Here is an 18,174-nt window from a genome sequence, read left to right on the forward strand (position 1 = left end):
CTGAGTATCATAGCTTCACTGACCCGGCATCCATGACCGCCACACTTATAACGACGACGAGGACGACATGCTCCATCTCCCAGGCTTGACCTTTGACCACGGCGACGACATCGCCTCCTTAAGAGTAGCGATCCAACAATTCGCCGCCGCCGAGATCGCGCCGCGCGCGGCTGAAATCGACCGCACGGACCAGTTCCCCATGGATCTGTGGCGCAAGATGGGCGACATGGGCTTGCTCGGCATCACCGTCAGCGAAGAGTACGGCGGCGCCGGCATGGGTTACCTGGCGCACATCATCGCCATGGAAGAAATCTCGCGCGCCTCGGCCTCCGTCGGCCTGTCCTACGGCGCCCACTCGAACCTGTGCGTGAACCAGATCAAGCGCAACGGCACGGCCGAGCAAAAAGCCAAGTACCTGCCGAAGCTGATCACGGGCGAGCACATCGGCGCCCTGGCCATGTCGGAGCCGAACGCGGGCTCGGACGTCGTCAGCATGAAGCTGCGCGCCGACTTCAAGGGCGACCGCTGGGTCTTGAACGGCACCAAGATGTGGATCACCAATGGCCCCGACGCGGACGTACTGGTGGTGTACGCGAAAAACGACCTGGAAGCGGGCCCGCGCGGCATGACGGCGTTCCTGATCGAAAAGAATTTCAAGGGCTTTTCCATCGCGCAAAAGCTCGACAAGCTGGGCATGCGCGGCTCGCACACGGGCGAACTGGTATTCCAGGATTGCGAAGTACCGGCCGAAAACGTGCTCGGTGGCCTGGGCAAGGGCGTCAACGTGCTGATGTCGGGCCTCGATTTCGAACGCACCGTGCTGTCCGGCGGTCCGCTGGGCATCATGCAGGCTTGCATGGACCTGGTCGTGCCTTACGTGCATGACCGCAAGCAATTCGGCCAGGCCATCGGCGAATTCCAATTGATGCAGGGCAAACTGGCCGATATGTATTCGACCATGATGGCGTGCAAGGCTTATGTGTATGCCGTGGGCCAGGCTTGCGACCGCGCCACCACGCCCGAAGCCGTGCGCCAGTTGCGCAAGGATGCGGCCGGGGCGATTCTGTATAGTGCGGAGAAGGCGACCTGGATGGCGGGTGAAGCGATCCAGGCCCTGGGCGGCAACGGCTACATCAACGAGTATCCGGCCGGCCGCCTGTGGCGCGATGCCAAGCTGTACGAAATCGGCGCCGGGACCAGCGAAATCCGCCGCATGCTGATAGGCCGCGAACTGTTTGCGGAAACCAGGTAAGCACGGGCGCGCGGTTATCGACTGGGTGATGAGCCATTCATGCGAGCACAACTATGACGCACATTGCCTTCCCCAAATTGCTCTCTTCCCAGATTGCATTCGATATCGCGCGCACTATCCGCGACGGCTTCGACAAGCATTACCGTTTGTTCCGCGAAACGAGCCAGCACGCCAAGCAGTATTTCGAGCAAGGCGCCTGGAGCGCGGCACAGACGGCGGCCCGCGAACGCATCGATTTTTATGACAAGCGCGTGCAGGAATGCGTGCAGATGCTCGAAGATGAGTACGAAGAGTCGGAGTTGAGCGACGAAGTGTGGCGCGAACTCAAGCTGCACTATATCGGCATGCTGACGGAGCACAAGCAGCCGGAACTGGCGGAAACCTTCTTCAATTCCGTCTGCTGCAACATCCTGCACCGCACGTATTTCAATAACGACTATATTTTCGTGCGCCCCGTCGTTTCCACGGAATACATCGACACGCAAGATCCGGCCCCCACCTACCGCGTGTATTACCCCGGCAAGGATGGCTTGCGCCACACCCTGACGCGCATGCTAAATCACTTCCAGCTGGACTGTGCATTTGCCAACCTGGAGCGTGACGTGGCCCAGGTGGAAGCGCGGCTGCAGCAGCTGTTCGGCGGCGACCGGATCGAGCCGAACCACCAGCTCCAGGTCTTGACCAGTTTGTTCTACCGCAACAAGGGCGCCTATCTTGTCGGCAAGGGCATCAACGGCAACCGCGAATACCCGTTTGTCGTGCCCATCCTGCACAACCGTCACGGCAAGCTGGTGCTCGACACAGTGCTGTTCGAGCAGCAGCAGATCGCCGTGCTGTTTTCGTTTACGCGCGCGTATTTCCTGGTCGATATGGAAGTGCCGTCGGCCTATGTGCAATTCCTGCGCAGCTTGCTGCCGCGCAAACCGCGCAGCGAAATCTATACGATACTGGGGCTGCAAAAACAGGGCAAGACGCTGTTTTACCGCGACTACCTGCAGCACTTGAAACACTCGTCGGACCACTTTGAAAGCGCGCCTGGCATCCGCGGCCTGGTGATGCTGGTGTTTGCCCTGCCCTCGTTTCCCTATGTCTTCAAGGTCATCAAGGATTTCTTTCCTCCCCCCAAGGAAACCACGCGCGCGCAAGTCCAGCAAAAGTATTTGCTGGTGAAACACCACGACAGGGTGGGCCGCATGGCCGACACGCTCGAGTATTCCAACGTCGCCTTTCCCCGCGCCCGCTTTGCCGCAGAATTGCTGGCCGAACTGAAACAATTCGCCCCCTCGCTGATCGAAGAAGACCACGAGCAGATCATCATCCGCCACCTGTACATCGAGCGGCGCATGGTGCCGCTGAACATGTGGCTGAGCAATGCCGAAAAGGAAGGCCGCGATGACCTGGTCGAACACGCCATCGTCGAGTACGGCAACGCCATCAAGGAGTTGGTGGCGGCGAATATTTTCCCGGGCGACATGCTGTATAAAAACTTTGGCGTGACCCGTCATCAGCGTGTCGTTTTTTACGATTACGATGAAATCGAGTACATCACCGATTGCCAGTTCCGCGTCATTCCCCAGGCGCGCACGGAGGAGGAGGAAATGTCGGCCGAACCGTGGTATCCCATCGGCAAGCACGATGTGTTTCCCGAACAGTTCGGCACCTTCTTGCTGGGCAATCCCCGCATCCGCACCTATTTCATGCAGCACCATGCCGACCTGCTGACGGCGCAATTTTGGCAGGCGCGCAAGCAGCGCATCGAAGACGGCCATATCGAGGACGTCTTCCCGTATCCGCAGCACCTGCGTTTTTGTATGCAGTCACCTTCCTCACCCTTAACCGGAGATCCAACATGCATGATCCAGTCGTAATCGTCGGTGCCGCGCGCACCCCCATGGGCGCCTTCCAGGGCGACTTTGCCAATGTCACCGCCAGCGACCTGGGCGCCGTGGCCATCCGCGCCGCCGTGGAACGGGCCGGCGTGGCGCCGGATGCCGTTGAACACGTGTTTTTCGGCAATTGCCTGATGGCCGGCCAGGGCCAGGCGCCTGCGCGCCAAGCCTTGCGCAAGGCTGGCTTGCCGGACTCCACCGGCGCCGTGACGCTGTCGAAAATGTGCGGCTCGGCCATGCAGACGACCATGTTCGCGCATGACACCTTGCTCGCCGGCAGCGCCGACGTGGTGGTGGCGGGCGGCATGGAATCGATGACCAACGCCCCTTACCTGGTGCCGAAAGCGCGCGGCGGCTACCGCATCGGTCACGGCATGATTTATGACCACATGATGATGGATGGCCTGGAAGACGCCTACAGCCGCGATGAAAAGGGCAATGCCCGCTCGATGGGCACGTTTGCCGAAGAGTGCGCCAGCCAGTACGGCTTCACGCGCGAAGCGCAGGATGCGTTTGCCATCGAATCGGTGAAACGCGCGCAAGCGGCCACCAAGGATGGCAGTTTCGAATGGGAAATCGTGCCAGTGACCGTTTCCGGCCGCGGCGGCGACACCATCGTCAGCATCGATGAAGGCCCGCAAAAGGCCCGCCTGGAAAAAATCCCGACCTTGAAAGCCGCGTTCAAGAAGGATGGCACCATCACGGCCGCCTCGTCCTCGTCGATCAACGATGGCGCGGCGGCCCTGGTGCTGATGCGCGAGTCGACGGCGAAAAAGCTGGGCTGCACCGTCATCGCGAAAATCCACGGCCATGCCACGCATGCGCAGGCACCCAACGAATTCACCACGGCCCCCATCGGCGCGGTGAAAAAGCTGTACGCGAAAACGGGCTGGAGCAGCAGCAATGTGGACTTGTTCGAGATCAATGAAGCCTTCGCGGCCGTGCCCATGGCCGCCATGCACGACCTCGACATTCCACACAGCAAGATCAACATCCACGGCGGCGCGTGCGCGCTGGGCCACCCGATCGGCGCCTCGGGCGCGCGCATCATCGTCACCCTGCTGGGCGCCTTGAAAAAAACCGGCGGCAAGCGCGGCGTGGCGGCCCTGTGCATCGGCGGCGGCGAAGCGACGGCGATGGCGATCGAACTGGTATAAGCTGCTCTGTTGACGACAGGCGCGCGCGGCGTGGACACGTTCGCTGCGCGCCTTTTCATTGGATTACCCAAGGAGAACACATGCCAACCGCATTGATCATCGGCGCCTCGCGCGGCATCGGCCACGCCATCGTCCGTCAATACCGCCACGATGGCTGGCGCGTGATCGCCACGGCACGCACACAAGACGCTTGCGACGCCCTCAAGCAACTGGGCGTGGAAGCGCAGCAGCTCGACGTGACGGATGTGGAAGGCTGTGCCGCCCTGGGCTGGAAGCTCGACGATGAAAAGCTCGACGTGGCCATCCTCAACGCGGGCGTGTATGGTCCCCGTCACGACGCTTCCCCCACGCAAGAAGATTTCGATACCGTCATGCACACGAACGTGCTGGCGGACATGCGGCTGCTGCCTATCCTGGCGCCGCTGGTAGGCAATGCAAAAGGAAAACTGGCCGTGCTGTCCTCGCACATGGGCTCCCTGAGCGAGCGGGGCAACCCCAGCGGTTCGCTGTACCGCGCCAGCAAGGCTGCCCTGAATTCCGTGCTGATCGACACGGCCCTCGTGCATGGCCCGCAAGGCGTCAGCTGCGTGGCTTTCCACCCGGGCTGGGTGCGCACGGACATGGGCGGCGCCGGCGCCGATATTTCCCCCGAGGAGAGCGCTGCGGGCATCCGCACCACCCTGGCCAGCCTGCCGGCCACGGACAAGGCCGTGTTCCGTAACTACGATGGCAAACCCATCGCCTGGTAATTCCCGCATCCACTATAAAAACAACCGAGACGACGTCCCATGATACTCAATGAAGAACAGACAATGATCCAGGAAGCGCTGCGCAGTTTTTCGCGCGAGCGCCTGGCGCCCAACGCGGCCCGCTGGGACAAGGAACATCATTTCCCCAAGGAAGAATTGCAGGAACTGGCCGCCCTGGGCGCCTTTGGCGTGGCCGTGCCGGAAGCGCTGGGTGGCGCCGGCCTCGACTACGTGTCGCTAGCCCTGGTGCTGGAAGAAATCGCCGCCGGCGATGGCGGCACGTCGACCATTATTTCCGTCAATAATTGCCCCGTGTGCAGCATCGGCATGATGTACGCGAATGACGCGCAAAAGGAACAATGGCTGCGTCCGCTGGCGCAAGGCGCCATGCTGGGGGCGTTTTGCCTGACGGAACCGCACACGGGCAGCGACGCCTCGGCCCTGCGCACCACGGCCACCCTCGACGGCAATGCATACGTCATCAACGGCACGAAGCAGTTCATTACCAGCGGCAAGTATGCGGACGTGGCCATCGTCATGGCCGTCACCGACAAGGCGGCCGGCAAGCGCGGCATCAGCGCCTTCTGGGTACCGACGAACACGCCAGGCTACATCGTGGCGGGACTGGAACAGAAGATGGGCCAGCACTCGTCGGACACGGCGCAAATCCTGTTCGACAACTGCCGCATCCCGGCGGAAAATTTAATAGGCGAAGAAGGACAAGGCTACAAGATCGCCCTGTCCGGCCTGGAAGGCGGACGCATCGGCATCGCTTCGCAAGCCGTGGGCATGGCGCGCGCCGCGTACGAAGCGGCCCTGAGCTATGCGCGCGAACGGGAAAGTTTCGGTAAACCCATCTATGAACACCAGGCCGTGCAATTCCGCCTGGCCGACATGGCCACGCAGATCGAAGCGGCACGCCAGCTGATCCGCCACGCGGCGGCCATGAAGGATGCGGGCCTGCCATGCCTGAAGGAAGCGGCCATGGCCAAGCTGTTTGCGTCGGAAATGGCGGAAAAAGTGTGCTCGGACGCCATCCAGGTGCATGGCGGCTACGGTTACGTGTCCGACTTCCCCGTCGAACGCATCTACCGCGACGTGCGTGTATGCCAGATTTACGAGGGGACCAGCGATATTCAGAAGATTTTGATTGCGCGGGCCCTATAAACCCCAGGGCAGATGCTGGGGTCGTACCCTGCAGGGTACGACCCCGGGGTTGCGCCGTTGGGTTTTCAATAGACGAAAAAAAAGCCTACTCAGGGTAGGCTTCGTTCCAATGTATTACCAATGCTTTAATCGTGTCATGGACGCCAGTGCTATCTGCAAAGTGCCTCCTGATTTTCGGACTCCCATGCTATCTGCATGGTGACTCCAAGTGTAAATCGACCAACGTATCCGGAATTACAAAATCCGCTCTTCGCGCTGTCACGCCATCGACATTACACCTGTCGGTCGCCGCGCTGAAACTGGATGGTGAGATAATTTGCTGCCAAATCTCAATCACTGAACGGAGTATAGCACAGCTTTTTGTGCGGTGCAATAATGAATTGAAGCCATACTTTAAATCAAGTCCTTAGCGCCAGCGGTTTGTCCTCTTCCTCGCCACGGGCCACTCTTTCGTATTCGGAAATCACTTGCGCGCCCAGCAGCAGCAGGGTGGCGCCGATTTCCAGGCTGAACATGACGACGATGGCCGTCGTCATCGAGCCATATACGATGTTGACCTGCGACAAGGTGGAAAAATACCAGACCAGCACATGGCGGGCGATTTCCCACAGCAGGGCCGCCGTCACGCCGCCGATCAGCGCATGCGTAATCGATAATCTTCCCACCGGCATGACCAGGTAAATCGAACTCAGTACGAGAATTTCGCCCGCCAGCCCCAGCAAATACAGCAGCACGCCGGACACGCCTTCCAGGCCCCAGTCGTGACGCAGGAAACGCACGCTTTCCTCGCCCATCACCTGCAAGCCGCCCGCCACCAGGGTGATCAGCAGGATACCCACGCCCAGGCACAGGATGTAGCAATACGGCAGCACGGCGGAAATGAGGAAATGGCGGCGGCGGATAGCCACGCGGTGAATGAAAATCACGCTCATGGCGTTTTCCAGCACGGTAAACGCCAGCGAGCTGAAAAACAGCATGGTCAGCAGCAAGAGCCAGCCGATCACGCCCCGGTTATCGAGAAAATGTGCGATCTCGCCCACGATGGCTTTCGATTGCCCCGGCACCAGCCATTCCAGGTAATGGCCTATGGTTTGCAGCAATTCGTCCTGCGCGATCACGTGCGACAGGGCCACCACCACCAGCATCAGCAAGGGCACGATGGAGAGCAGCGAGTAATACGCGACGGCGCCCGCCAGCAGCAAGCCCTGGTTGGCGCGGAAACCCTTCAGCACCTGCAGCACAAAGGCCAGCGGGTGGCTGAGGATGTAGGTACTGGCGTGGCGGTTGATCATGTCGGGTGCGGTGAAGAAGGCGGCGCGGCCTCGTGCCGCGTCTGCAATCACACTAGCATACTGACAATCGTCCTGCTGCACCGTACGCTAGCAGACGGCCGGCTCCAACAAGGTCAAGGTTTGCCGGTCCGCATCCAGCGTGGCGAGGATACCCATGGGTATGGTGAACTGGTGGCGGATGTGGCCAAACGAATAGCCGCTGACGGCCGGCACGCGTAAAGGCTGCAAATGCTGGTCCAGGGTTTCATTCAGGGTCAGCGCGGTATCGCCCTCGGCCGCCTCGCAATGCTCGAAGATGCCCAGCATCAAGGCCGCCGCCTTGGAAAACCCCACGGACAGGTCGAGCTGGCACAACATCCTGTCGATGCGGTAGGGCACTTCATTGATTTCTTCGAGGAAAAGGATGCGCTCGCGGAAATCAGCCGCGTACGGCGTGCCGGCCAGTGCGCTGACCATGCACAGGTTGCCGCCCGTCAAGCGTCCCGTCGCCTGGCCGCCATGCACGGTGCGGATGGCGAAGTTGGCGTGCGTCTGCGCGCGGCGGTGATTCTCCAGCGCCATCGGGATCGTGTAGCTGTCTTGCGGCGTCATCAGCACGTTGTGCAGCTGCGTCACCGTGTAGTCGGAAAACGTGGACGAGGCCACGGGTCCGTGGAAGGTCACCAGGCCCGTCTGGCGACCGATGGCCAGGTGCAGGGCCGTGATATCGGAATAGCCGATCAGCACTTTCGGGTTAGCGCGGATCAAGGCGTAGTCGAGCAGCGCCAGCAGCGAAATGCAACCGGAGCCGCCGCGGATGGCCCACACCGCCTTGACGTCCGGATCGCGGAACGCCGCGTGCAGATCATCGAGGCGCTGCTGCACCGTGCCCGCATAGTTGCCGTGCACGGCGCGGATGTTGGCGCCCAGGCTGGCGCGCAAGCCCAGCGATTCGATATTGCGCTGGGCCTTGGCGATGGCGTCCTCATCCGTAAAGCCGCCCGGTGCGATGATGGCGACCAGGTCGCCCTGGCGCAGGCGCGCCGGTTTGATCAATGCGTGTTGCTGTTGCATGCGTTTGCCCTTCCCTTGCGCGGCCGCCGCCCACGCCGGTGTGCCTGCCGCCCCCAGGGTGGCGGCCAGCAAGCCGCCGAAGCGGCGCCGGCTGAGATTGGTCTGACTGGACATGCGGCCCTTTCCTGAAATAAAAAACGGCGACGCCAGGCGCCGCCGCTGAGAGTAGCATGCCGGCAATCTTGCCGCCGGCATGGCCGCCTTACATGAACTTGTACTTCAGCTGGAACGACAGCGAACGGCCGCGTGGGTCGGCCACGCGCGGATCCCAGCCGGCGCCCACCACTTCATCCACGTTGTGCGCGGTGAACGGTGGATCGCGGTCGAACAGGTTCTGGATGCCCACGGTGATGGTGGTATTTTTGAAACCCGTGTACGTGCCCGACAAGTTATACGTGGTGTAGCTGGACACGTCCGGCTTGAAGCCCGGTGGCGGCGCCCCCTTGCCATTATTCGGTACCTGGTCCTTGTAGCCTGACGAAAAACTCTGGATCAGCAAGCCGCTCCAGTCGCCGCGCGACACGCCGAAGCTGGCATTGTGTTTCCAGCGCAGGTACAGATCGCGCGTATAAAACTTGCCGACCAGTTCCTGATATTCCTGGCCTTGATATTCCGCAAACTTGAAGCTGTCCATGTACGTACCGTCCAGGGTCGCCGTCCATTTCGCGTCCTGGATCTTGCCTTCGCCGCGCAAGCCCACGTCCAGGCCACGCACGCGGCTGCCTGCCGCATTGATCCAGCCCGCCTGCACGTACTCGATGGTACCGTCCGGATTGCGGTGGATGTACTGATTCAGCGCCTGGTAGTTGGCCAGCACGATTTGCGGCGTGCGGTTCAGGATGCGATCCTTGGTATTGATGGCCCAGTAGTCGAACGAGGCGGAATATCCCTTGAATGGCTCGATGACAAAACCCACGCTGCCCTGCTTCGACGTTTCCGGCTTCAGGTTGGTGTTGCCGCCCGTCTTGTAGTCGAGACGGTCGATGGCGCAGTACTCGGGCACGCCCGGATGCTTGGCGCAGCCTTCCTGGTCGACCACGCCGTTCGGCAATTCCTGGCTCAGCGAACCGGAATACAGCTGCTGGAAGCTAGGCGCAAGGAAACCTTTGCTGGCCGAACCACGGAACAGCAGGAAATCGGCCGGCTGGTAGCGGAAAGCCACTTTCGGATTCGTCGTCGCGCCCACCAGGCTGTAATCGTCGCGGCGGATGGCCAGCTGCATTTCCAGGTCCTTCGTGACCGGCACCAGCAACTCGGCATACACGGCCTTGACGGTACGGCTGGCATCTTTTAATGCGGCATTGCCTGGCGCCAGCAGAATCAGGTTGGCATCGACGTTTTGCCCAAAGTTGTAGCCTTCGCGGCGCAAGTCAAAGCCGGCCGCCATCGCCAGCGGGCAGCTGGAACAGCTCACCGGAAACGGCACCGTCGATCTGCGTCAGGGTCGTCTTGCCGTGCTGGAAGTCGCCACGGAACTTGGTCGATTCGATCAATTGCCTGGCCGCTTCCGTCTGGCTCTGGCCAGCGCCCACCCAGGGATTGATGATGCCGCTGGCCAGTGCAGCGTACAGCTTGTCCGTGTAGGAATAGCCATCCGTCAGCTTGGTCTTGGTGCTGCTTTCGGCGCGCGAAATGCCGGCCTTGTAATCCCACTTGCCAAAGTTGCCCTCAAAGCCCAGCAGCACGCGGGCATTGTCGGTCGTGTTTTCCTGCGTGCGGTTACCCACGTCATTGGCGCGCCATTTGTAGGAAATAGGCTTGGTATTGTCGAATGAGGGGATGTAGGCCGACAGGTCCTGGTAATACGCGCCACCGACCGGATACAAATTCTTGTTGGCGACGGTCGCCTGCACCTGCATCGGCGTCAAAATCGCCGTGGCTTTGGTGCGCGAACCGAGCACTTCGACAAACATGCGGTGGTCGGGCGCCAGCTGGAAGGTGCCGCGCGACAGCAGATTGGCCCGTTCGACAGGGAATTGCAGCACATAGTCGGCGCCGTAGTCGTATGCGCACGAATACTTGGTGCGCAGCGGCGAGGTCACGTCTTTCCACAGCGCCGTCTGGTATTGCGACATGCCGGGGATGCTGTCGCACTTGCCCTGGAAGCTCAGCGGATTGGCTTGCAGATACATTGTCGGGTCGCCAGGCAAGTTATAGCCACCGATAAATTTCCCTGGATTTTTGGGGTCAGGAATCTGCAGGGCCGTGCCCGCGCCCGACAATTGATTCGCATACGGCGTGCCCGTGGTATCGGGCGACAGGCCACGGCCCGGCTGGAAACCATTGACGAAGGAGCGGTCGCTGCCGTTCAGGCGCTCGGCCTTGTCTACGGTCAGGCTGGCCATGATGTTGTAGCGGTCGCTTTCCAGCGAACCCGTGCCGGCCAGGATGGACGCGCGGCGCGTGGCGCCGCCGCCTGCCTGCGTGTCGTTGGTGGAAACGGACGCTTCCACGCCGCTGTAGTTGGTTTTCAGAATGAAATTGATCACGCCGCCGATGGCGTCCGTGCCGTAAATGGCTGAGGCGCCATCCTTGAGAATTTCCACGCGTGAAATCGCGCCCAACGGAATCGAGTTCAGGTCGACCGACTTGCCGCTGGCGCCGTGCGTGGCGATGCGGCGGCCGTTCAACAGCACCAGGGTGCTCGATGGGCCCAGGCCGCGCAGCGAGGCGAACGAGGCGCCGCCACTGACCCTGTCGGCATCGGCGCCAAAGACGTTATTGCCCGAAGTCATGTTATCGGCGCCCGTGCCGTTTGCCGACAGGGTGCGCACCAGTTGCTCGGTCGTCGTGATGCCCTGCTTTTCGATCTGGTCGAAGGTGATGACTTGCACCGGCAGCGCGCCTTCCTTGGCCACCCGTTTGATGCTGCTGCCCGTGACTTCGACCCGTTGCATCGCTGGCGCCGCCGCTTGCTGTGCCACCACCGGCCCCACCACCCCCATCAATGCCACCAATTGCGCTAGCTTCTTCAATTTCACGGGTCTCTCCTTTATTTGGGCAATCGAAACTTGAGTTCTCAAGTCAGGCTGTTAGCTATGTCGCAACGTCTGTCTCGCAGTACATTTTTTTATGACATTTGCGCATGACTTTATTTGTTTTCAACTCAGAGTAGCGCGAGGCATCTGCGGCCAGCCAATGAAAAATGCTTTCCTAACCATAACTTTTTGGAATGAATGCCCTTTTCAGCGACGTGCTCACTTACCTGCGGGGCTAGCCCTGCTTTTATCCACGTCCAGATAGCGCCAGGAGGTGAATTCCACGGGGTGGCGCCTGTAGTTTTTTAGCCACGGTTGCTGCAGGTCGGCAGAGATGGGATGCGTCAGCAACACCCACGGCGTGTAGGCGTGGATCAGCTGAAACAGGTCGAAGTACAGACTGCGTCGGCGCGGCGTATCGGATAGCAGGCGCGCCTCCTCATAGCGTTTATTGTAATCGGGCAAGTTGAAGCGGGCATAGTTGGCGCGGCCAACGTTGCCGCCATACAACAATTGCATAAAGTTATCGCCATCGGGGAAGTCGGCGATCCAGTTGGTCTCGAACATCTGCACCTTGCCAAGGCGCGACGCCTTGATGATTTCCGTCTTCTTGTCGCTTTTAAATGCCACGCGCAGGCCGATGGCGTTCAGGTTGCGCCGCCACAGCTCATCGCGCAGGCGTCCCACCGTGCTCGGCTCCGTGTGCATGGTCAGGATCAAGGGCGTACCGTCCGGCTGGGTGCGAAAACCATCGGCGCCCACCTTGTAGCCGAAGCGCTCCAGCAGGGCGCGCGCCAGCACGGGATCGTAGCCGACGGGGCTGCGGTAGTGCTTGTCGTAACCGAGCACATTCGGCGGCAGCGGCGACTGGGCCGGCAAGGCCAGGCCTTTCTTCAACAGCGCGATGTCTTCGCGGCTGTTGTAGCTGAGGGCGATGGCGCGCCGCAAGGCCAGCTTGTCCTTGCTCGTACCGCCCAGCACGGGGTCGTCCATATTCATCCACATGTAATACGTTTGCAGCACGGGAAAGCGCGTCAGCTGCAAGCCCTTGGCGGCCAGCGCCGGTTTCAGGGCGCCGTTTTCCAGCACCATGTCCGTCATCGATTCGGGCACTTGCTCCAGGTAATCGAATTCGCCTTTCAGAAAACCCAGCATGCGCGATTGATATTCCTCAACGATGCGCACCTCGATGCGCTCGACCAGGGGCAAGCGTTGGCCTTCCAGTGCGGTGGCGATGGCGCGCGCATCCGGCGGCAAGGCGGCCAGCGCCTTGGCTTGCGTATGGAACACGGTGGAGCGGAAAGTCGGGTTGGCCTGCAGCACGATCTTGTCGCTGCGTTTCCACTCCTTCACCAGGAACGGCCCCGTGCCCACAGGGTGATTGCCGATCTGCCCCGGCGCCGCATACGCTTCGGCCACTTCGCGCGCCACCACCGCAGTCGCCGGCATGGCCAGGTAAAACAGGAAGTTCGGGTCGACGCCGTTCAGGCGGATGCGCAAGGTGTATTTGTCCAGCGCCTGCAAGCCGGCGATCGGCGTGTCGTAGCTGAATGTTGTTTTCAGGGCCGCATCGCCCATCAGCTTATCTTCCAGCAAGAACAACCACGGCGACTTCAGGCTGGGGTCATACAGCCGCGTCAGGCTGTAGACATAATCCTGCGCCGTCACTTCGCGCGGCTTGCCCTTGAAGGCGGGATCAGGGGTAAAGAAAATACCGGGCTGCAAGTGAAAGATATACGTGCGTCCGCCATCTTCCACGCTCGGCAAGCCGCGCGCCGTATTGCCCTGCAGTTGCACGGGGCGCGCCAGGTAGTCATAGCGCAAGAGCGGGTCGAAGATGTTTTCCATCAAGTTCAGGCTGGCCAGGTCCGAGGCCACGGCCGGGTCCAGGCCCGTCTCGCTGGTGCTCAAAAACAAGTGCAGGGTCTTGCCTGCGCGGGCGGCATCGGCGGCGGCGTGGGCCGGTATAGTGAACAGCGTCAACAGGGCCAGGCCGGCGGCGCAGGCGGTTTTGCGTAAAAACATCATCAGTGATCCAGTGCAGACAAGGGTAAAGAACAGCGACAAGCGACAGGCATCCCCCACACTACGCGGGCAAGCGACGGGGCGCCAATGAAAACAGGCTGCCAGCTTATAACTTTTTGGCATGCGATTGCTGCATTCTTTCATCAACTCGTATCGGGCTGCCCCTATACTTTGTTTGCAGACATTTTTCACTCCCGACACACAGAACTGATCGCATATGGCACTTAATTACATCTGGTCCGGCTTTTTCCTCGTTGGCTTCCTGGCCGCAGTGCTGCAGTGGCTGTTTCTCGGCGACACTGATATCTTCAAGCGCATCATCGATGGCACATTCGAAACGGCGCGCATGGGCGTGATGGATATCGCCCTGCCGCTGGCGGGCGTGATGACCCTGTGGCTCGGCATCATGAACATCGGCGAAAAGGCGGGCATCGTCGGCTGGCTGGCGAAAGTCATCGCGCCCTTCTTTTCACGCATCTTCCCGGAAATTCCGAAAGACCACCCGGCCACGGGCCACATGGTGATGAATTTCTCGGCCAACCTGCTGGGCCTGGACAATGCGGCCACACCGTTCGGTTTGAAAGCCATGGAAAGCCTGCAAACCTTGAACCCGAACAAGGAAGAGGCGACGAATGCGCAAATCATGTTCCTGGTACTGCACACCTCGGGCCTGACCCTGATTCCGCTGGCCATCATGGCGCAGCGCTCGATTCTCGGCGCGGCCGACCCGTCCGACATCTTTATCCCCTGCATGATCGCCACCTATGTCGCCACCATGGTCGGCATCATCACCGTGTCCATCAAGCAACGCATCAACTTGCTCAACCGTGTCGTGCTGGGCTGGATGGGCGGCATGACGAGCGCGATCGTCGCCATGATCTGGTATTTCACGCAATACCTGACGAAACAGGAAATCGAACTGGTCTCCAAAGTGGTCAGCAACCTGGTGTTGATCAGCGTCATTGCCATTTTCATTATCGGCGCCCTGCGCAAGAAGGTGAACGTGTATGACGCCTTCATCGAGGGAGCGAAGGGCGGCATCCAGACATCCATTACCGTGATTCCCTATCTGGTCGGCATGCTGGTGGCCATCAGCGTGATCCGCAACGCGGGCGTGTTCAATTTCCTGATGAGCGGCATGAACTGGTTCTTCGCCAACCTGGGCATCAATACGGACTTCGTGCCCGCCCTGCCGACGGCCATGATGAAGCCGCTCAGCGGCTCCGGCTCGAAAGCCATGATGATCGACGCCATGAATACCTACGGCGTCGACTCCTTCGTCGGCCGCCTGGCCTGCGTCTTCCAGGGCTCGGCCGACACCACCTTCTATATCGTGGCCCTGTACTTCGGTTCCGTCGGCATCCGCAAGACGCGCTATGCCATCACGGCCGGCCTGATCGCGGATCTGGCCGGCGTGATCACCGCCGTCTTTGTCGCCTACGTCTTTTTCCACTAAGGAGCACCATGTTACGTCCTGTTCTGATGGCTGCGCTGTTGGCGGGTCTTGGCCTGTCGACTGCCCACGCGCAATTGCCCGAATCCGTCAACCTGCTGCTGCGCAGCGCGAATATCCCCGAAGACGCCATGGGCGCCATCGTCTTGCGCGGCAACACCACCGTGCTGTCGCATGGCGCCGAGCGCAGCATGCAACCAGCGTCCACCATGAAGCTGGTGACGACGGCTGTGGGCCTGGAGCAATTGGGCCCCATCTTCCGCGGGCGCACGGAGTTGCGCACCAGCGCCGATGTCATCAATGGCGTGCTGAAGGGCGACTTGATCCTGCGCGGCGGCGCCGACACGGATTTCAACGCGGACGTGCTGGCGCACATGCTGCAAACCCTGCGCAACCAGGGCATCGTGAAAATCAAGGGCGACCTGATCCTCGACCGCCAGTTGTTCCAGCCGGCCCGGCCCGATATCGGTGCGCCGCCCTTCGACGAGTCGGCCGAGTTCCGCTACAACGTCATTCCCGATGCCTTATTGCTGAATACCAATCTGCTCGATATCAACATCAGTGCGACGGAGCGGCAATTGAGCATCCTGATGCAGCCGGCGCTGGAGAATGTCAGCATCACCAGCGACATGAAGCTCATCAAGGGCAGTTGCGCCAGATGGGAAGACGGCTGGCGCCCGCCCGAATACCGGCGCGATACGAGCGGCAAGCTGCAGGTGATACTGCATGGCACCTTCCCGCAAAATTGCAGCAAGGCCACCAGCATTAATGTGCTTGATCGCAACGATTATGCGGACCGTTTGTTCCGTGCGACCTGGAAACGCCTGGGCGGCACGATCACGGGCACGGTGCGCGAAGCGCCGTTGACGGGCTTGCCGCCGACAGCCGAACCGGTCGGTACGCGCATGCTGGCCGACCATGTAGCACGCGCCTTGCCAGAGGTCTTGCGCGACATCAACAAAACGTCCGACAACACCCTGGCCCGCACCCTGTTCCTGAGCCTGGGCAGCTTGCAGAGCGATGGCTGGCTGGGCAGCCGCCCCGTCGCCATGGCGGTGCCGGAAGATACGGCCAGCCGGGCGCGGCAAGTCATCCAAGAATGGTTCCAGCGGCACAATATCGACACCCAGGGCATGCTGGTCGACAACGGTTCCGGCTTGTCGCGCACGGGACGCATTGCGCCGGCGCAACTGGCCGGCGTGCTGCAAGCGATGCAGCAAAGCCCGTGGGCGCCCGAGTTCCAGTCCAGCCTGCCCATCGTCGCGCTCGATGGCACCATGCGCAAGCGCCTGTTGAACAGCCCGGCCGCCGCGCGGGCCCGCATCAAGACGGGAACGTTGAAGAATGTGGTGGCCATCGCCGGCTATGTGCCCGACGCCAACAACCAGCTGTGCGTGGTGGTCGCCATGATCAATAGCGACCTGGTGGGTAACGGCAATGGCCGCGCGGCCGTCGATGCGCTGATCGAGTGGGTCGCCAGGAGCGGCGCCACGCCGGTAGTTGCCGGCCAATAAGGTCGACTAGTCCGGCGGCATGCGTGCTGCGTTGGCGAAGGCCAGGCGCAGCACGTACGCGGCGGCAGCGCTGATCAGCAAGACCGTCACCAGCGACGCTTCCACGCCGAAGACACCGCCCGTCAGCATGGCATTACCTGCCAGTTCGCCGCGCAGCAGGCCATCCGTGGCCGCATGGCCCGACACCGTCGAAGAGAATACCTGGCCGACGCAGTAATTCCAGCCGATATGCGTGCCGATGCATACCCACAGCCGGCGTGTCTGCATGTACAGGGCCGCCTGCAGCACGCCATACGCGACAAGCGCAATGATCGCCAGCAGCGAAAAGCCGGCATTGGGCAAATGGGCCAGGGCGAATACCAGGGACGAGATCACGATGGCAGCCTTGCTGCCCAGCGCACGTGCCGTCACGCCAAAGAGCACGCCACGAAACATCATCTCCTCGGCCATCCCCACCAGCACCAGTTCGGCCAGCGGGAGCAGCAACAAGACGCTCAGGGCGTTGACGCCGCTAAACTGATACACGCCCAGCGCAGCGAGCACGGCAAAAGTGAAGACGACCAGGCCGGCGCCGAACAGCAGTCCACGTCCCAGCTCACGCGCCATGCCTGGCATTGCCAGTTCCACCGGCTGGCGCTTTTCGATGTGGCGCACATAGAAACGGTAGCCGCACCATACCAGTACTGCCGCCAGCAGCTGCGGCCACAAGATGCGGTAAGACTTCTCCACCAACTGGGAAGCGATGATCATGGTCAGCGGCACAGGGGCAAAGGTCAGCACCATGCCCAGCACAATCTGCACCAATGGATAGGCCATCAGGCGAGCCAGGGGGGATTTTTTGCTTGCCATGCTCAGGGTGTTATCCATCATCGCTTTCCTCGTGGGTTGTCAGGGGGTGGCTGCTACTTTCTTGCTTGCATCGCGGATGCGCTCGCCGAATGAACGCTGTTGCAGAATCGTGATGGCTTGCGCCAGGCATGTAGATAAAGGAAATGCCAGTTCCGCATCCAGACTGTCGGCGGCACACTTGGTCGCCTGCCAGCAAGTCTGCAAATGGGGCAGCAAGGCCTCGCCCTGGCTGCTCAGGCGTACCACGCGCTGGCGGCCATCCTCGCCACCGGCAGCCACCAGCAGCAAGCCTTCCTTTTTCATCAATGCCACCGTTTGCGTGACGGCTGGCTGCGTGATGCCTGCCAGTTCGGCCAGCTGGCCGATGGTTGCGCTCTGCTGTTGCGCCAGCACCCGCATCACCGGCGTGTAGCGCGGCCGGTAATCGAGGCCCGCGTCGGCATAAGCCTGCTGGACGGCGCCGTCGAGCAGTTCAATCAGATGGCGTAGTTGTGTTCCGAGTCCTTGTTTCATGTAGCGATAGTAGCAGAATTTATATAAGTGCTTATATAAGTATTCAAAGCCGTTGCATTTCATGCACAAGGTGCCAGGCGAGTGCCTGAAAATGGGAGGGGGGCGCTAAGGAATCGTCAGACGAAAAAAAAACCCGACCATTTCTGATCGGGTTTTTCTCTTACTACGAATAACAAGCCTGACGATAACCTACTTTCACACTGGTTGCAGCACTATCATCGGCGCAAAGTTGTTTCACGGTCCTGTTCGGGATGGGAAGGGGTGGGACCAACTTGCTATGGTC

14 protein-coding genes and 1 rRNA gene are annotated in these 18,174 nt (G+C 60.8%); 7 read left to right on the forward strand and 8 right to left on the reverse strand.

The genetic code is table 11. The features are described from left to right. The first annotated feature begins 67 nt into the window (after window positions 1-67). The 5 genes from ACQ4WS_RS10605 to ACQ4WS_RS10625 all read left to right on the forward strand — a co-directional run bounded on the left by ACQ4WS_RS10605 (window position 68) and on the right by ACQ4WS_RS10625 (window position 6,214). Window positions 68-1,252, forward strand: coding sequence for an isovaleryl-CoA dehydrogenase (locus ACQ4WS_RS10605; RefSeq protein WP_436476006.1), 1,185 nt, complete (start codon window positions 68-70; stop codon window positions 1,250-1,252). Between the two features lie 53 nt (window positions 1,253-1,305). Next, a complete protein-coding gene (gene aceK, locus ACQ4WS_RS10610) occupies window positions 1,306-3,120 on the forward strand; it encodes a bifunctional isocitrate dehydrogenase kinase/phosphatase (RefSeq protein ID WP_436476008.1) in 1,815 nt (604 codons plus the stop codon). Then, complete coding sequence (locus ACQ4WS_RS10615; RefSeq protein WP_436476010.1) at window positions 3,102-4,298, forward strand: acetyl-CoA C-acyltransferase; 1,197 nt, start codon at window positions 3,102-3,104, stop codon at window positions 4,296-4,298. Before aceK ends, ACQ4WS_RS10615 begins: the two co-directional genes overlap by 19 nt. Window positions 4,299-4,378: 80 nt before the next feature. Beyond that, window positions 4,379-5,047: an SDR family oxidoreductase gene (locus ACQ4WS_RS10620; RefSeq protein ID WP_436476012.1), complete on the forward strand. Its 669-nt coding sequence runs from the start codon at window positions 4,379-4,381 to the stop codon at window positions 5,045-5,047. A 39-nt stretch (window positions 5,048-5,086) separates the two neighbouring features. Continuing rightward, complete coding sequence (locus ACQ4WS_RS10625) at window positions 5,087-6,214, forward strand: acyl-CoA dehydrogenase family protein (RefSeq protein ID WP_436476014.1); 1,128 nt, start codon at window positions 5,087-5,089, stop codon at window positions 6,212-6,214. A 398-nt stretch (window positions 6,215-6,612) separates the two neighbouring features. On the opposite strand, the gene ACQ4WS_RS10630 is transcribed toward ACQ4WS_RS10625, so the two are convergent. The 5 genes from ACQ4WS_RS10630 to ACQ4WS_RS10650 all read right to left on the reverse strand — a co-directional run bounded on the left by ACQ4WS_RS10630 (window position 6,613) and on the right by ACQ4WS_RS10650 (window position 13,562). Beyond that, window positions 6,613-7,506, reverse strand: a complete 894-nt coding sequence (locus tag ACQ4WS_RS10630) for a YihY/virulence factor BrkB family protein (RefSeq protein WP_436476032.1) — start codon at window positions 7,504-7,506, stop codon at window positions 6,613-6,615. 87 nt (window positions 7,507-7,593) lie between these two features. Further along, window positions 7,594-8,673 carry a S66 peptidase family protein gene (locus tag ACQ4WS_RS10635; protein WP_436476016.1) on the reverse strand — a complete coding sequence of 360 codons (1,080 nt, stop codon included), beginning with the start codon at window positions 8,671-8,673 and terminating at the stop codon, window positions 7,594-7,596. Between the two features lie 88 nt (window positions 8,674-8,761). After that, window positions 8,762-9,973, reverse strand: a complete 1,212-nt coding sequence (locus ACQ4WS_RS10640; RefSeq protein WP_436476018.1) for a TonB-dependent receptor domain-containing protein — start codon at window positions 9,971-9,973, stop codon at window positions 8,762-8,764. Then, window positions 9,930-11,540 (reverse strand): TonB-dependent receptor, encoded by a 1,611-nt coding sequence (locus ACQ4WS_RS10645; RefSeq protein WP_436476020.1) that lies wholly within the window; start codon window positions 11,538-11,540, stop codon window positions 9,930-9,932. Before ACQ4WS_RS10645 ends, ACQ4WS_RS10640 begins: the two co-directional genes overlap by 44 nt. 216 nt (window positions 11,541-11,756) lie before the next feature. Next, window positions 11,757-13,562 (reverse strand): ABC transporter substrate-binding protein, encoded by a 1,806-nt coding sequence (locus tag ACQ4WS_RS10650; RefSeq protein WP_436476034.1) that lies wholly within the window; start codon window positions 13,560-13,562, stop codon window positions 11,757-11,759. 217 nt (window positions 13,563-13,779) lie between these two features. Between ACQ4WS_RS10650 and ACQ4WS_RS10655 the strand changes: the two genes are divergently transcribed. Together ACQ4WS_RS10655 and dacB are read left to right on the forward strand one after the other, a co-directional pair. Next, window positions 13,780-15,018: a nucleoside recognition domain-containing protein gene (locus ACQ4WS_RS10655; RefSeq protein WP_034753725.1), complete on the forward strand. Its 1,239-nt coding sequence runs from the start codon at window positions 13,780-13,782 to the stop codon at window positions 15,016-15,018. 8 nt (window positions 15,019-15,026) lie between these two features. Then, window positions 15,027-16,529 carry a D-alanyl-D-alanine carboxypeptidase/D-alanyl-D-alanine endopeptidase gene (dacB, locus tag ACQ4WS_RS10660; RefSeq protein WP_436476022.1) on the forward strand — a complete coding sequence of 501 codons (1,503 nt, stop codon included), beginning with the start codon at window positions 15,027-15,029 and terminating at the stop codon, window positions 16,527-16,529. A 6-nt stretch (window positions 16,530-16,535) separates the two neighbouring features. On the opposite strand, the gene ACQ4WS_RS10665 is transcribed toward dacB, so the two are convergent. From ACQ4WS_RS10665 to rrf, 3 genes are all read right to left on the reverse strand, one after another. Continuing rightward, window positions 16,536-17,399 carry a CPBP family intramembrane glutamic endopeptidase gene (locus ACQ4WS_RS10665; RefSeq protein WP_436476024.1) on the reverse strand — a complete coding sequence of 288 codons (864 nt, stop codon included), beginning with the start codon at window positions 17,397-17,399 and terminating at the stop codon, window positions 16,536-16,538. 18 nt (window positions 17,400-17,417) lie between these two features. Then, a complete protein-coding gene (locus tag ACQ4WS_RS10670) occupies window positions 17,418-17,891 on the reverse strand; it encodes a MarR family winged helix-turn-helix transcriptional regulator (RefSeq protein ID WP_436476026.1) in 474 nt (157 codons plus the stop codon). A gap of 176 nt (window positions 17,892-18,067) precedes the next feature. After that, window positions 18,068-18,174 (reverse strand): 5S ribosomal RNA (gene rrf / locus ACQ4WS_RS10675); the annotation flags it as partial.

This window comes from Janthinobacterium leeuwenhoeki (assembly GCF_051380795.1).
In the GTDB taxonomy this organism is placed as follows: Bacteria; Pseudomonadota; Gammaproteobacteria; order Burkholderiales; family Burkholderiaceae_D; genus Janthinobacterium.